The following is a 14,489-nucleotide window of genomic DNA, read 5'->3' on the forward strand; positions in this document are numbered from 1 at the left end:
CATTCATCATTTGATATACTGAATTCAAGATTGAATCCGTTTTCAAAGGGGGAGTTTTGGGGATGTCTACATTTTTAATCGTCAACTGGATTCTATTCTTGCTCGTCCTCGGCTATGGTGTGTATTTATTTGCTACGCTAGTTCATCAGCGTTATACGTTCATCAAGCTCGGGAAGAAGGCAGAATGGAGCCAAACGAACAAAGAACGACTCGAACAGGTCATGATCAACGTGTTCGGTCAAAAGAAACTGTTGAAGGATAAGAAGAGTGGCGCCATTCACGTCATGATGTTTTATGGCTTCATCCTCGTCCAATTCGGGGCGATTGATTTCATTTGGAAAGGACTAGCGGTCGGAACACGTTTCCCTCATATCCCGCTCGGTCCCCTCTATCCAATCTTTACGTTCATGCAAGAAATCGTCATGCTCATGATTCTCGTCGCGGTCGTTTGGGGATTCTACCGTCGTTACGTCGAGAAGCTCGTGCGCTTGAAACGAAATTTTTTAGCAGGTCTCGCCCTCATCTTCATCGGCGGGTTGATGGTTTCCGTCTTGTTCGGGAACGGGTTTTACCTCGTCTATAAGGAAGAGCTTCCAATGTGGGGCGAACCGGTCGCGACACTCATCGGTTCAGCGTTTGCTTGGGTACCAGGTCCGGTCGCTTTCGCCTTGTTCGTCGTCTTTTGGTGGATGCACCTCTTATTCTTACTCAGCTTCATGGTCTACATCCCGCAAGGTAAACACGCGCACTTGATCGCCGGTACGCTCAACGTCTGTCTCGGGCGCACACACAAAGTCGGTCGCTTGGCACCTGTCGATTTTTCAGCGATGGAAGAAGCGGAAGAGTCGGATGAAGAGGTTGTCTTCGGGGTCAACAAGATTGAAGACTTCAACCAGAAGCAGCTCGTCGACCTATACGCCTGTGTCGAATGCGGACGTTGTACGAATGTTTGTCCGGCAACAGGGACTGGGAAGATGTTGTCGCCGATGGACTTAATCGTCAAACTTCGTGACCATATGAATATGAAAGGTGCGGCGGTCACGAGAAAATCACCGTGGGCACCTGCGCTCATGTTCCAAAACACGCAAGGTGCTGAAATCGCAGCAGCTGCGCAAGACGGTCATATGCTCGTCGCAGACGAGTTGATCGGCAACGTCATCACGGAAGAAGAAATCTGGGCGTGTACGACTTGCCGTAACTGTGAAGACCAGTGTCCGGTCATGAACGAACACGTCGATAAAATCATTGACCTTCGTCGTTACCTCGTCATGATGGAAGGGAAGATGGACCCTGAGGCACAGCGTACGGTCGCCAATATCGAGCGTCAAGGAAACCCGTGGGGAATGAACCGGAAAGAACGCGAGAACTGGCGTAAGGATACAGAGCTCGTCATCCCGACGGCGAAAGAGAAGAAAAAAGCAGGCGAGGAATTCGAGTATCTCTTCTGGGTCGGCGCGATGGGGTCTTACGATAGCCGTAGCCAAAAAGTCGCGCAGAGCTTTGCGAGCGTCTTGAACAAGGCGGGCGTCTCATTCGCCATTCTCGGAAATGAAGAGAAAAACTCAGGGGATACACCACGTCGAATCGGAAACGAGTTGCTGTTCCAAGAACTCGCCGAAGCGAACATTAAACTATTTGAGAAGTATGGGGTGACGAAAATCGTCACGGTCGACCCGCACGCGTACAATACGTTCAAAAATGAGTATCCGGACTTCGGTTTGACTGATGTGAAAGTGTATCATCATACGGAGTTGCTCGCAGAGTTGCTCGATACGGGTCGAATCCAACCAGACCTTCAAGTGAATGAACGTGTCGTCTATCACGACTCTTGTTACCTTGGTCGTTATAACGGCATTTACGATGCACCACGATTCGTCCTAGAACGCATACCGGGTGTCGAACTCGTCGAAGCGACACGTAACCGTGAAAACGGTATGTGTTGTGGAGCCGGTGGTGGTCTCATGTGGCAGGAAGAAAAAGTCGGGACACGTGTCAACGTGGCTCGGACAGAACAGTTGCTTGAGACGAAACCGACTGTTATCGGTTCGGCATGTCCGTACTGCTTGACGATGTTATCAGATGGAACGAAAGCGAAAGAAGTCGATGAGACCGTCGGCACGTTCGATGTCGTCGAATTGCTCGATCGCTCGCTGAAGGCCATCGAGATTCCAGAACCAGTTGTCCAATAATACATGAAGGCACGGTCCTCGGACCGTGCCTTGTTTGTTTTTCGGCCCCATTTGCTCGAGGAGGGCCGCGATGTTCGTCTCATTTTCAGGAATGAGCGCATTGATTTGACTGCTCAGTTGTTTTTCGTTCTCTGCAAGTGTGCGTACATCGGTGGCGACGACGGCGAAAACCCTTCTTAATGATTAGGTTGTTAGGATACGGTTTGTACGTTGGGCAGACAGTAAACGAGGAATTATCGTTTCAAATTCCAAAAGCATGGATGTTCGGTGTTCTAGGACTTACGTGGATTTTCAATATTGGATTAATCAGCCTGTACTGGTTCCGAGTTCGTCCGAGTAGAATACATGAATCATAATTTTCCCTAGCTTTTTCATATCGCTTTTGTTTATAATGAGGAGTGATGTTTAACTAGTGACGGAAAAGGAGTGTCCTTTAATGAATAAATCGTTGATTGATTTCGTTTATGAACTTCTCCAAGAAACTGGCGAACAGCCTGTTTCTTTTGATGAGATTCGCGAAAAAATCAAGCAAAACTATACGTTTGCGAGTGAAGAGGAAGAACTCGAGAAAATCGCACAACTTTACACCGATTTGAACATCGACGGGTTGTTCGTCAACTTAGGAGCAAACCGTTGGGCGCTTCGCGTTTGGTACCCATTCGATAAGTCGGATGAAGATCTCGTTATCGAAGCACGTCAACGTGGTGAGCTTGACGAATTCGAAGAAGAGTTCGAAGAAGCAGACGAAGGCATCGTCGATATCGAAGATGACTTGGATGTATTCGCAAAAGTTGAAGATTACGATTCATCTGAATTCGATGATGAGGACGAAGAAGAAAAAGTAGAAGGCCTTGATGACTTCAAGGATGACGACTTGGACGACGACCTCGATCTCGAAGACGAGGATGATTTATAAGAGACCGCAAAAAGCCGGGCATTGCGCCCGGCTAGGCGTGTCTCTTTTTCTTTTTTAGTCGTGTTCATCGACTTGAAAAAAAGAAAAAATAAAATCTTGACGACTGCATCGTCTCTGGCGTAAATTAGTCATGGGCTAGTTTAGCACGTAACGATGCAGCAAAAGTGTCCTCCATTTTCGGGGGCACTTTTGCTTTTTTTGTTTTTTCGTTTCCCGATGGTTGGTATTCAAGAGAGGAGAAAGAAACATGACAAAGTACATTTTCGTAACAGGCGGGGTAGTATCTTCGCTCGGTAAAGGGATCACGGCAGCTTCGCTCGCGCGTCTACTCAAAAATCGAGGACTCAACGTCACGATTCAGAAGTTTGACCCATACATCAACATTGACCCAGGTACGATGAGCCCGTATCAACACGGAGAAGTATTCGTCACAGATGATGGCGCTGAGACTGACCTTGACCTCGGACACTATGAGCGCTTTATCGACATCAACTTGTCGCAAAACGCGAACGTCACATCAGGGCGCATTTATTCAACTGTCTTGAAGAAAGAGCGTCGTGGAGACTATAACGGTGGGACGGTTCAGGTCATTCCGCATATCACGAATGAAATCAAAGACCGTGTCTTCCGTGCAGGACGCGAGACGAACGCCGATGTCGTCATTACAGAGATTGGTGGAACAGTCGGGGATATCGAGTCCCTTCCGTTCATCGAAGCGATTCGCCAAGTGAAGAATGACATTGGGAAAGAGAACGTCATGTACGTCCACTGTACACTCGTCCCTTACCTTCGCGCAGCAGGTGAGATGAAGACAAAACCGACACAACACAGTGTCAAAGAGCTTCGCAGCTACGGAATTCAGCCAGACATCATCGTTCTCCGTACGGAGCACGATATCCCAGAAGACATGCGTGAAAAAATCGCCCTCTTCTGTGATACGCGCAAAGAAGCGGTCATCGAGGCGCAAGACGCATCGACACTTTATGAAGTACCACTCAACCTTCAAAAACAAGGAATGGACCAACTCGTCAATGACTACTTCGGTTTCAATTCACCGGCTGCTGACATGACGGCTTGGAAAGAACTCGTCCACACGGTCACACACCTTGAGAAGAAAGTGAAAATCGCACTCGTCGGGAAATATGTCGAATTGCGTGATGCCTATATCTCGGTCGCGGAAGCACTCAAACATGCGGGTTATGCGTTCAACGCGGATATCGACATCGACTGGGTCAACGCAGAAGACGTGACGGCTGAAAACGTCTCAGACATCCTCGGCGATGCGGACGGAATCCTCGTTCCAGGTGGATTCGGTGAGCGTGGAATCGAAGGGAAGATTGAAGCGACACGTTTTGCTCGTGAAAACAACGTGCCATTCTTCGGAATCTGTCTCGGGATGCAACTCGCGACGGTCGAGTTTGCCCGTAACGTCTTGAAGTTGGACGGTGCCCATACGGCTGAAATCGATCCATCGACACCGTATCCAATCATCGACCTTCTCCCAGAGCAAAAGGACATCGAAGACCTTGGCGGCACACTTCGTCTCGGACTCTATCCATGTAAACTCGAAAAAGGGACGAACGCGCATGCCGCATACAATCAAGAGCTCGTTTACGAACGTCATCGTCATCGTTATGAGTTCAACAACGAGTACCGTGAAGCGTTTGAAGCAGAAGGCTTCAAGTTCTCAGGTACGAGCCCGGACGGTCGTCTCGTAGAAATCATTGAGATTCCAGAACACAAGTGGTTCGTGGCATCACAGTTCCACCCGGAATTGATTTCGCGTCCAGAACGTCCACAACGTCTATTCCATGACTTCATCCAAGCGTCACTTGGAGAATAAGTGATTGAAAGCCACGGTCCATTCCGGATCGTGGCTTTTCTACGTCAAAAGCATGAGAGGGAAGGTGCCCTCGGCAGGATACATCCCCTTCACTTTCTGGGTACACTAGAAGTAGAACGGGGAGAGGGTGATGGCTCATGAAAGAACGACATTCGATTTATCTTGGATATGGATTGGGGCTTGTCGCGCTCAGTCTGTTGCCGTTCGTCGTCTTGCCTTCTCTCTTACTGCCGTACCAGCTCGGTTGGACGGGCATTGTCTTACTCGCTCTTTCGGTCGGGTTACTGCGGGCGATTCGGCACGGCTCGAACGTCATCCTAAAGCAGATGTGGAAGATCACGTTCTCGCTCTTCTTAATTTTCGTTCTCGTCTATTATGTCTCGTTCGGACTCGTCTTTTATGACACATACGGGTTGGATCGTCTATTAGCACAATATGAACGACAGGCGGTCTGGGTGTTTTCGGCATTTAGCTTTTTACAACCGATTGCCTTGCCGGTCCCGGAAGCGGTCAGTGTGCCGATTGGGAGTGTCGCGCTCGGACCGTTTCGTGCGGCTTTAGTCGGAAGCATCTCGACTACGCTTGGCATCTTTGTTATGTATGGGTTGGCCCGGTTTGGCCGAGGACGCATGATTCGTTGGGTCGATGAAGAGAAACTGAAGACATACGATCGATATGTCGATCGATACGGTCTTGGTGTATTGCTCGTGTTGTTCATCATTCCGATTTTGCCGGATGAGGTCATCTGTCTCGCTGCTGGGTTTAGTCGCGTGCCCTTCCCGCGTTTTGCGGGCATCGCGTTCGGGGCAAAACTCGTCACGTCGTTCGGACTTGCCTACTCTGTCTCCATCGGACAATTGTTTATGACCGATTCGAGTCCAATCGCGATCGCTTCTGTCATGGCAAGTGTGATTGTCTTGATTCTTGCGTTCATTTGGCGCAAACGAAAAAAAGGAGATTCGAACGGGACACAAGAATAAGGTAAGGGCAATCTATAGAGAGGAAGACAACATGCGACAAGATCAAGAAGTGGTCATTCGACCGATTGAAAAACAAGACTTAGTCCGACTATGGGAATTGATTTACCGGGATGCAACACCGGAGTGGAAACAATGGGACGCTCCTTACTTCGAACATAAGGCGATGTCCTACGAAGAGTTTCAGCAAATCGAGCAGTCGCTCATTCAAAAAAAAGACATGTGGGTCATTGAGGTCGATGAAACCGTATATGGGACCGTTTCTTACTATTTCGAAGATGCCGGACGAGAATGGCTCGAGATGGGCATCATCCTGCATCAGTCCGACCGCTGGAATCGTGGTGTCGGGACGCGTGCCCTTCGCTTATGGACCGAGCATCTATTTGAGACGCTACCCGTTGTCCGTGTCGGCTTGACGACGTGGTCCGGGAATGAACGGATGATGCGGGTCGCTGAAAAAGTAGGGATGCAACTCGAAGGTCGAATCCGTCAAGTGCGTGTCGTGAACGAGAAGCGCTATGATTCGATTCGGATGGGTATATTACGGGAAGAATGGATGAAAACAGGTACGACGTCTATGTGAACTACTCACCACTTATTTGCTTCGCAAATTGAAGTGGGAGCTTCTTGGAAAGACCGTGCTCCTACCAGCCACGGTTATGGACCAAGCTCGTCGGGCAGCCCCTGCCCTGAAGGGTTGTCAGTCAGCCAACATCAACAGGTTGATGCTCGCGTTGATGTCACGGTCATGGTGCGCGCCACAGGCACACGTCCATTCACGGACATCCACCGTCTTCTTCTCGCCTTTTACTCCGCAAGTGGAACAGATCTGGGTCGATGCGTACCAGGGGTCTGCCTTGATGAGCGTCCGTCCATAGAAGTTTGATTTATATTCGAGTTGCCGGACGAATTCATACCAACTGACATCTGCAATCGATTTGGTGACCTTGTGGTTCTTCATCATGTCCTTCGACTTCAATGTCTCCACGACGATGACTTGGTTCTCGTCAACGATCCGTCTCGACAGTTTGTGAAGGAAGTCCTTGCGTTGGTTGGCGATTTTCTCGTGTCTCTTGGCGAGGATCAGCCTGGCTTTTTCACGATTCTTGCTTCCGATCTTCTTGCGTGACAGCGCGCGCTGTGCCTTCTTGACCTTTTCTTCGGACTTACGAAGGAGACGTGGGTTTTCGATCTTCTCCGAGACCATCGCGTCGTTCGTCATGACGGCGAAATGTTCCAGGCCGAGATCGATCCCGACTTTGTGCTCGACTGGAATCCATGGTGCATCGTCCTGTTCGACTAGGATGGAGATGAAGAACTTGCCCGTCCTCGTCATCGAGACCGTCGCCGACCGGATGACGCCCTCGAACGGGCGATGTTGTGTGAACCGCACGAACCCGATTTTAGGAAGTCTCACCTTGCCGTCCTCGATGCGGATCGTACCGTGCTGGTTGTTCGTCGTGTAGGAGGCGCGCGACCGCCGTCTCGATTTGAAGGCCGGGAAGCCGCCCGTCCCGGCGAAGAACTTCGCGAACGCGGTGTCGAGGTTCAGCTTTGCGTTCGCGAGCGCGAGGCTGTCCGCCTCGGCGAGGAACGGGAACAGTGGCTTGTAGGAGGCGGGTGTCGCCGGTTTCCGTCTCGTCACGATCCCCGCTTTCGCCTCATCGCGGATGGCGATGCGGTCCTCGAGCAGCTTGTTGTAGATGAACCGGGCGCAGCCGATCGTCTTGATGAGGAAATCGGCCTGTGCGGGCGTCGGATGGAGCCTGTATGTGTAACCTTTCAGCATGTCCGTCCCTCCTCCCTCCAGAAGATCGTGATGTATCCTCCTCGTCCGATACCCGCGGAAGGGGAGGGAGAATCTGACGGAATCACGAACTTTTGTTCGTCACATCTGTCACAGGGGGAGAAGACTTTTGGACCGGGCGATTCATCTCCCACCCACGCTGGGCTACGCCCCGAGACGCTTAGAGGAGGGAGAATTCTCGCCTACTTTTGTTAAAGACGACGTACCTGTTTTGTATGATTTTGTATATATTTGTCGCCATATTGACGATTTCATTCGTGAAGAGTTTGATACAATCGAATCGATTGAATGAAATAGGAGAGAATAAGAATGAGACGACACATGTTAGTTATTATGACGTTATTGATTGGGATGGGTACATGGTATTACATCGCGGGAGCCGCCCCAACGATTAAAGAAGTTCCGACACCATCCTTTACCGGACAATACCCCGGGTTACATTTAACGGTAGAGAGTGAACAAGCGAAAAGATATACGACATCAATCTCAGTTCCGAGAACGGATTATGAAATGCTAAACGAGGAGCTGGATGCATTCATTTTAGAAAAGAAAGAAGCATTTCAACACAACCTCACCCCTAGTCACGGTCAAACGGGTCACTTAAATATTCAGACCGATACATATCAAACGAATGAGGGAGAATATACGCTAGTCGTTCATACTTATGCATTCACTGGTGGTGCGAATGGTCAAACCACTGTCGACGTATTTCGGATGAACCTTTCGGACGGAACGTTCATTGAATGGGATGATGTCTTACGTGATGACCAACATGCATTAGAATGGTTCAAGCATAGCGTCATCACACAATTACAACATCGAGAATACGTGTTTGAGAATCAGTTACGTGAAGCGATTAAACATCCTAAATCGACGAAGTGGATACTGACGTCCTCTGGTCTAGATGTCATATTTGACGAGTATGAAGTGGCAGCGGGAGCGGCAGGTGTGGTAGAAGTTCATATTCCAATGAAGGAAGTTGAGCCGTTTTTGTTATCCAAATTAGATACGCCCACTACACAAGAAGAAGATTCTCCAATCATGAACCCCTCAAATAAGCCGCTTGAACCTAATGGGAAGTATGTTGCACTGACATTCGATGATGGACCACATCCAATCGTGACACCTCACATCCTTGAGACGCTTGAGAAATACCAAGCGCGTGCTACGTTCTTCATGTTAGGGAGTCAGATGGAATTCTATCCTGATGTGGCGAGGCAGGTAGCGTTGTCAGGTCATGAGCTAGCAAACCATACGGAACATCACCCGGATTTGACACAATTGTCTGAGAAGGGAGTCAAAGAGGAACTCGAACAGGTTGATGAACGAATTGAGAGGCTTACGGGACAACGCCCATCATTGGTTCGTCCACCATACGGGGCTAAAAATGAAATGATTGAGCAAATCATTCAGACAAAGGAGCAGACCCTTGCACTATGGACGGTCGATTCTCTTGATTGGAGTCACCGTAATGCCGATCAAATGTATCGCTTGATTATGGACAATGTCCATCCAAGTGCTGTTGTCTTGATGCATGATATTCATGAGTCCACAGCTGAAGGGTTGCCGAAAGTTCTCGATGCGCTGAAACGTGAAGGGTACACGTTTGTGACGATGAGTGAGCTCTTGACGTTGAAATAGTAAATGAACCCGCCGTGATAAACGGCAGGTTCATTTTTTTATTTCACTTCTTGATCTTTAATCGGGAACCAACCGGCACGTGTCGTGATGGCGTTCCATAGTGGAGCTGGGACGGCGAGTTCGGCTTGCTTGTTCAAGTCGAGTTCTGTCTCAATCTCGTCTTCGCGGTCCGATTCTACTTTTTCGAGCCATTCTGGATCGATGATCAGTTCGCGACCGAGTGCGGCAAAATCGACGACGTCGAGTGCGTCTTCCACTTGCGCCGGACGTTGGAGTTGCCCGACTCCAATGAGTGGGATGGCACCATTGATCCGTTTGGCGATGCGGTCAATCGAACGCTCCGTGACGTTCTCATCGCGCATGGAAGCTGTGTTGAAGTTCCAGAGAGACGCGTGAATATAATCGACACCCTCTACTAAAATCATATCGAGTAACACATCCGTGTCGTCGAGTGTGATGCCTGGCTCTTCGATTTCTTCCGGTGAGAAGCGATAGCCGACGAGGAAGTCTTCTGCATCTGCAGCGGCTTCTTTGACACGACGAATGACTTCGCGTGGGAACGTCAAACGTCCGTGGACATCACCGCCGAAGCGATCCTCACGGCGATTTGAATGCGGTGAGAAGAATTGTTGAATCAAGTAGGTGTTCGCTCCGTGAATCTCGACTCCGTCAAATCCGGCTTCGATGGCGCGACGCGTCGCTTCACCGAACGCCTCAATGATGGCTTCGACTTCTGACGTCTCGAGGGCACGTGGTGTGATGGCGCCTTCTCGGACAGGCGCGACAGCACTTGCACTGACAGGTTGTTCGTTCGGGACGAGTTCAGGTGGTGACATCCGTCCAGCGTGGAAAATTTGAAGGATGGCTTTTGCACCTTCCGCTTTTAAACTTTCCGCCAACTGACGGAGACCTGGGATGAATTTGTCGTCATTGACCCCGAATGCGTTCGGGAACCCTTTCCCGTCTTCTGTCACGTACGCGCAAGCCGTGATGGCGAGCCCGACGTTTTGCGCCCGTTTCCGATAGTAGGCGAGCTCATGCTCGGATACTTCGCCCGTTGGCTCTGATGAGTAATGTGTCATCGGTGCCAATACAAGGCGGTTCGGTACTTCGACGCCATTTTTGAACTGAAAAGGTTGTAACATACGTTTCATCTGAAATCCTCCTTCAACATGATACCTTGAAGTCTAAGCTTCTCGACTCAAAAATGCGAGTCGGATGCTTGTGAATGAACACATTACAGATTACATAAGCGTAAGAGATGATTGAACTGAAAAGAATAGGGTATAATACAGGAGAAAAGTTGATATTCGGTTCGAGACAATAGAGAGACCACAACAGAAGGGGGAAGCCTTGTTTTTGTTGTGGTCTCTTTTTCTATTCATTGAACCGTACTTACTATAGGAGGGAATAAGATGGAAATCAGAAATTTCTCAGCGAAAGAACGAGCGAAACGATATGAACAACTGACGAGCGAACGTCATGACGTTCTTGTTGTCGGTGGCGGGATTACAGGAGCGGGGATTGCGCTCGATGCATCGTCGCGTGGGATGAAGACAGCTGTCCTCGAGATGCAAGACTTTGCGGCCGGGACATCAAGTCGTTCGACGAAACTTGTTCACGGGGGACTCCGCTATTTGAAACAATTTGAAGTGGCGCTCGTCGCAGAAGTCGGGAAAGAGCGTGCCATCGTGTATGAGAACGGTCCACACGTCACGACACCGGAACAGATGCTGTTACCGATGCATAAAGGAGGCACGTTTGGCCCCTTCTCAACTTCAATCGGACTTATGGTGTATGACTTCCTCGCAGGCGTCAAACGGGCAGAACGTCGCATGATGCTCAAGCCGAATGAAGTCATCAAAAAAGCCCCGCTCGTCAAAAAAGATGACTTAGTCGGTGGTGGATACTACGTCGAGTACCGGACGGATGATGCGCGATTGACAATCGAAGTGGCGAAAGAAGCGGCAAATCATGGTGCGCTTCTTATGAACTATGCGAAAGTGACAGGGTTGATTTATGAGAACGGCAAAGTAGCCGGTGTACACGTTGAAGACCAAATCGACGGGTCGACATATGACGTCTATGCGAAGAAAATCATCAATGCGACAGGTCCGTGGGTCGATGAGTTACGAGAAGAAGACAACTCGAAAAAAGGCAAACAACTTCGTTTGACGAAGGGAATTCACCTCGTCATCGATCAATCGAAATTCCCACTCAAACAGGCAATTTATTTTGATACACCAGACGGGCGCATGGTCTTTGCTATTCCACGCGGAAACAAAGCGTACGTCGGAACGACGGATACGTTCTTTGATAAAAACAAAGCGCATCCACGCATGACGACAGAGGACCGCGATTATATTTTGGATGCAATCCATTATATGTTCCCGGACGTTCATGTCACGGCAGATGATGTGGAATCAAGCTGGGCGGGTATTCGTCCGTTGATTTATGAGGAAGGAAAAGACCCTTCTGAAATTTCACGTAAGGACGAAATTTGGCAGTCAGACAGCAGCTTGATCACGATTGCCGGCGGTAAATTGACAGGGTATCGGAAGATGTCAGAAACGGTCGTCGACCTTGTCGCGAAATTGTTAAAAGAAGAAGAGGGTGTCGTCTACTTGGCAAGCCGGACGAAGCATATGCCGATGTCAGGTGGTCACGTCGGCGGATCGAAAGGGTTCAAAGACTTCCTCGAGAAGAAAACGAAAGAACTTCAAAATCACGGTCTCGACGCGGGGCACGCGGAAGAACTCGTCCGTCTATACGGATCGAATATCGATCGTGTCATCGAGCGGATGGACTCGAACGCGTATGACTTGCCAGAGGTCGTCTATGCACAGTTGATTTATGGCATTGAAGAAGAATCGGTCGTACGCGCCATCGACTTCTTGATTCGCCGGACCGGTGCGATGTTCTTTGATATCGATTTCGTCCGTCAACACAAAGAAGGTGTTCTTCGTTGCATGGCCGACGTCTTCAAATGGTCGGATGAGCGTTTGAAAGAAGAGCGTGAAGAGGTCGAGAAGGAGATTGAAATCGCAGTTGTGCCTGTGACTGTCGAATCGTAATCCACTGTATCGAAGGAAAGGTTCATTCTAAACAGGATGAACCTTTTTTGTGGCATGGTTTCGTCGATTCGGAATAACGGTATACTTCATAAGTAGTGATTCTTAGATTGAAGGAGAACTTTTTATGAAACGAAATCTCGTTGCCATCCTATTGATTGGTGTTCTATTAGTAGTAGGTTGGCGTTATGTCGATCCCAATCGATTATTGGCCGATGTCTATTATGTCAAAGTTCCAAGTCCTGAAGTGGTGACCCAAACTTCATCCGGTTATCGCTATGATCTCATCGGATATGATGAGGATGGAAAAAAACGTCCTCTGTTGATTGCCACTTCTGGGTTGTTACCGGAAGGAAACTATCTGCGGGTATTCGTGAAAGAAGAAGATGCGGAAGTGACCGACTACGAGCAGGTGAATGTCCTAGACGTACCTGAACAGTTGAAGGAAGAACAGGAAGAAGACAATTCCGAGCCATCGTTCCCTTGATTTCAAAAGATAGACGTCGCGAAAAAGAGATGAGTTTGGTAAGGTTAAATTGTTTGAATATGGTAAACGATGAATGAAAGAAGGGACATGCATGTCACGGATGTTAATAGCAGATGACCAGGACGGAATTCGTACGATGCTCGCGCAATTGTTCACAAACATGGGTGTAGACGTGGACACGGCGCAAGACGGCATCAGCGCCTGGGAGTTTTTAGAGCGGGAGCAATATGATTTGGTATTGCTCGATATGAATATGCCTCGTATGTTTGGACATGAAGTATTGCGTCGCATGCGCGAGAAACCGTTAGACACACCTGTCATGATCATGACGGCGTTTGGGGAAGAAACGGTGATTGAAGAAGTGCGCCGTCTCGGGATCACGGCACAATTTGAGAAACCGTTTGATATTTATGGGATGATTGAAAAAGTGAAAGAAGTCTTGAAAATTTGACGTTTCGTCACCAAGATGACATATGTAAACGCTTGCGCTAAGTCATTTCTATGCCCGAATAGCATGGGCACATGTTTTACGGTGTGTTATAATGGGAACGAATTACACGGGGGAACTTTTCCCAAACGTGTATAATAGCGAACAGACAGGAGGATGTCATTATGCCATTAGTATCAATGACAGAAATGCTTAACAAAGCATTCGAAGGTAAGTATGCAGTCGGCCAATTCAACATCAACAACCTCGAGTGGACGCAAGCGATTCTTCGCGCTGCGGAAGACGAGAAATCACCAGTAATCCTCGGTGTATCAGAAGGTGCAGCGAAGTACATGGGTGGCTTCACGACAGTTGTCAAAATGGTTGAAGGTCTTATGCACGACTACAACATCACTGTTCCAGTTGCAATCCACCTTGACCACGGTTCTTCATTCGATAAGTGTAAAGCAGCGATCGACGCTGGTTTCACGTCAGTCATGATCGACGGTTCACACCACCCGATCGATGAAAACATCGAAATGACGAAACAAGTTGTCGAGTACGCGCACGCTAAAGGTGCTTCTGTTGAGGCGGAAGTCGGTACAGTTGGCGGTGAAGAAGACGGCGTTATCGGTGGCGTACAATACGCTGACCTCGACGAGTGTGTACGTGTTGTCAAAGAAGCGAAAGTGGATGCACTTGCTGCAGCACTCGGTTCTGTACACGGTGAATACCAAGGTGAGCCGAAACTTGGCTTCAAAGAGATGGAAGAAATCGCAAACGCGACACAAACTCCACTCGTTCTTCACGGCGGATCAGGTATTCCTGAGCACCAAATCAAAAAAGCAATCGAGCTCGGCCACAGCAAGATCAACGTTAACACAGAGTGCCAACAAGAATGGACTCGTGCGGTACGTGAGAAAGTTGCTGCTGATGCAAAAGTATATGACCCACGTAAAATTATCGGACCTGGTATCGAAGCGATTTATAACGTCGTTACTGGCAAGATGCGTGAGTTTGGTTCAAGCAACCAAGCTTAATCCTGTCCTGAAAGGCTGACTCTACAAAAGAGTCAGCCTTTTTTTGATGATTTAGGGAACGTATACATATATGGTGAAAAAAGGGGGAGTC

At 48.8% G+C, this 14,489-nt stretch carries 13 protein-coding genes; 11 read left to right on the plus strand and 2 right to left on the minus strand.

Annotated elements, in window-relative coordinates:
• Nucleotides 1-62 precede the first annotated feature (62 nt).
• From KNO70_RS01210 to KNO70_RS01230, 5 genes are all read left to right on the plus strand, one after another.
• Nucleotides 63-2,189, plus strand: coding sequence for a heterodisulfide reductase-related iron-sulfur binding cluster (locus KNO70_RS01210; protein WP_214810881.1), 2,127 nt, complete (start codon nt 63-65; stop codon nt 2,187-2,189).
• Between the two features lie 436 nt (nt 2,190-2,625).
• Nucleotides 2,626-3,105 carry a DNA-directed RNA polymerase subunit delta gene (gene rpoE / locus KNO70_RS01215; protein ID WP_012727404.1) on the plus strand — a complete coding sequence of 160 codons (480 nt, stop codon included), beginning with the start codon at nt 2,626-2,628 and terminating at the stop codon, nt 3,103-3,105.
• Nucleotides 3,106-3,352: 247 nt separating this feature from the next.
• Nucleotides 3,353-4,948: a CTP synthase gene (locus tag KNO70_RS01220; protein ID WP_214810886.1), complete on the plus strand. Its 1,596-nt coding sequence runs from the start codon at nt 3,353-3,355 to the stop codon at nt 4,946-4,948.
• A gap of 137 nt (nt 4,949-5,085) precedes the next feature.
• Nucleotides 5,086-5,928 carry a TVP38/TMEM64 family protein gene (locus KNO70_RS01225; RefSeq protein ID WP_214810888.1) on the plus strand — a complete coding sequence of 281 codons (843 nt, stop codon included), beginning with the start codon at nt 5,086-5,088 and terminating at the stop codon, nt 5,926-5,928.
• A gap of 31 nt (nt 5,929-5,959) precedes the next feature.
• Complete coding sequence (locus KNO70_RS01230) at nt 5,960-6,508, plus strand: GNAT family N-acetyltransferase (RefSeq protein ID WP_214810890.1); 549 nt, start codon at nt 5,960-5,962, stop codon at nt 6,506-6,508.
• 117 nt (nt 6,509-6,625) lie between these two features.
• Here the strand turns inward: KNO70_RS01230 and tnpB are convergent, their stop codons facing one another.
• The gene (gene tnpB, locus KNO70_RS01235; protein ID WP_214810892.1) at nt 6,626-7,714 is read right to left on the minus strand and encodes an IS200/IS605 family element RNA-guided endonuclease TnpB; all 1,089 of its coding nucleotides are present in this window, start codon (nt 7,712-7,714) and stop codon (nt 6,626-6,628) included.
• A gap of 127 nt (nt 7,715-7,841) precedes the next feature.
• Between tnpB and KNO70_RS01240 the strand changes: the two genes are divergently transcribed.
• Nucleotides 7,842-8,024, plus strand: coding sequence for a hypothetical protein (locus KNO70_RS01240; RefSeq protein ID WP_214810894.1), 183 nt, complete (start codon nt 7,842-7,844; stop codon nt 8,022-8,024).
• 17 nt (nt 8,025-8,041) lie between these two features.
• The gene (locus KNO70_RS01245; RefSeq protein WP_214779836.1) at nt 8,042-9,373 is read left to right on the plus strand and encodes a polysaccharide deacetylase family protein; all 1,332 of its coding nucleotides are present in this window, start codon (nt 8,042-8,044) and stop codon (nt 9,371-9,373) included.
• A 38-nt stretch (nt 9,374-9,411) separates the two neighbouring features.
• On the opposite strand, the gene KNO70_RS01250 is transcribed toward KNO70_RS01245, so the two are convergent.
• Nucleotides 9,412-10,527 carry an NADH-dependent flavin oxidoreductase gene (locus KNO70_RS01250; protein WP_214810897.1) on the minus strand — a complete coding sequence of 372 codons (1,116 nt, stop codon included), beginning with the start codon at nt 10,525-10,527 and terminating at the stop codon, nt 9,412-9,414.
• A 261-nt stretch (nt 10,528-10,788) separates the two neighbouring features.
• Here KNO70_RS01250 and KNO70_RS01255 point away from each other — a divergent pair, with 261 nt between their 5' ends.
• The 4 genes from KNO70_RS01255 to fba all read left to right on the plus strand — a co-directional run bounded on the left by KNO70_RS01255 (nt 10,789) and on the right by fba (nt 14,398).
• Nucleotides 10,789-12,447, plus strand: a complete 1,659-nt coding sequence (locus tag KNO70_RS01255) for a glycerol-3-phosphate dehydrogenase/oxidase (protein ID WP_214810899.1) — start codon at nt 10,789-10,791, stop codon at nt 12,445-12,447.
• Between the two features lie 124 nt (nt 12,448-12,571).
• Entirely contained in the window at nt 12,572-12,931 is a 360-nt protein-coding gene (locus KNO70_RS01260) for a YxeA family protein (protein ID WP_214810901.1), read from the plus strand.
• Nucleotides 12,932-13,022: 91 nt separating this feature from the next.
• The gene (locus KNO70_RS01265; protein WP_214734528.1) at nt 13,023-13,382 is read left to right on the plus strand and encodes a response regulator; all 360 of its coding nucleotides are present in this window, start codon (nt 13,023-13,025) and stop codon (nt 13,380-13,382) included.
• Between the two features lie 161 nt (nt 13,383-13,543).
• Entirely contained in the window at nt 13,544-14,398 is an 855-nt protein-coding gene (gene fba, locus KNO70_RS01270; RefSeq protein WP_012727395.1) for a class II fructose-1,6-bisphosphate aldolase, read from the plus strand.
• Nucleotides 14,399-14,489 lie beyond the last annotated feature (91 nt).

It is taken from the genome of Exiguobacterium sp. s181 (assembly GCF_018617125.1).
Taxonomy (GTDB): Bacteria; Bacillota; Bacilli; order Exiguobacteriales; family Exiguobacteriaceae; genus Exiguobacterium; species Exiguobacterium profundum.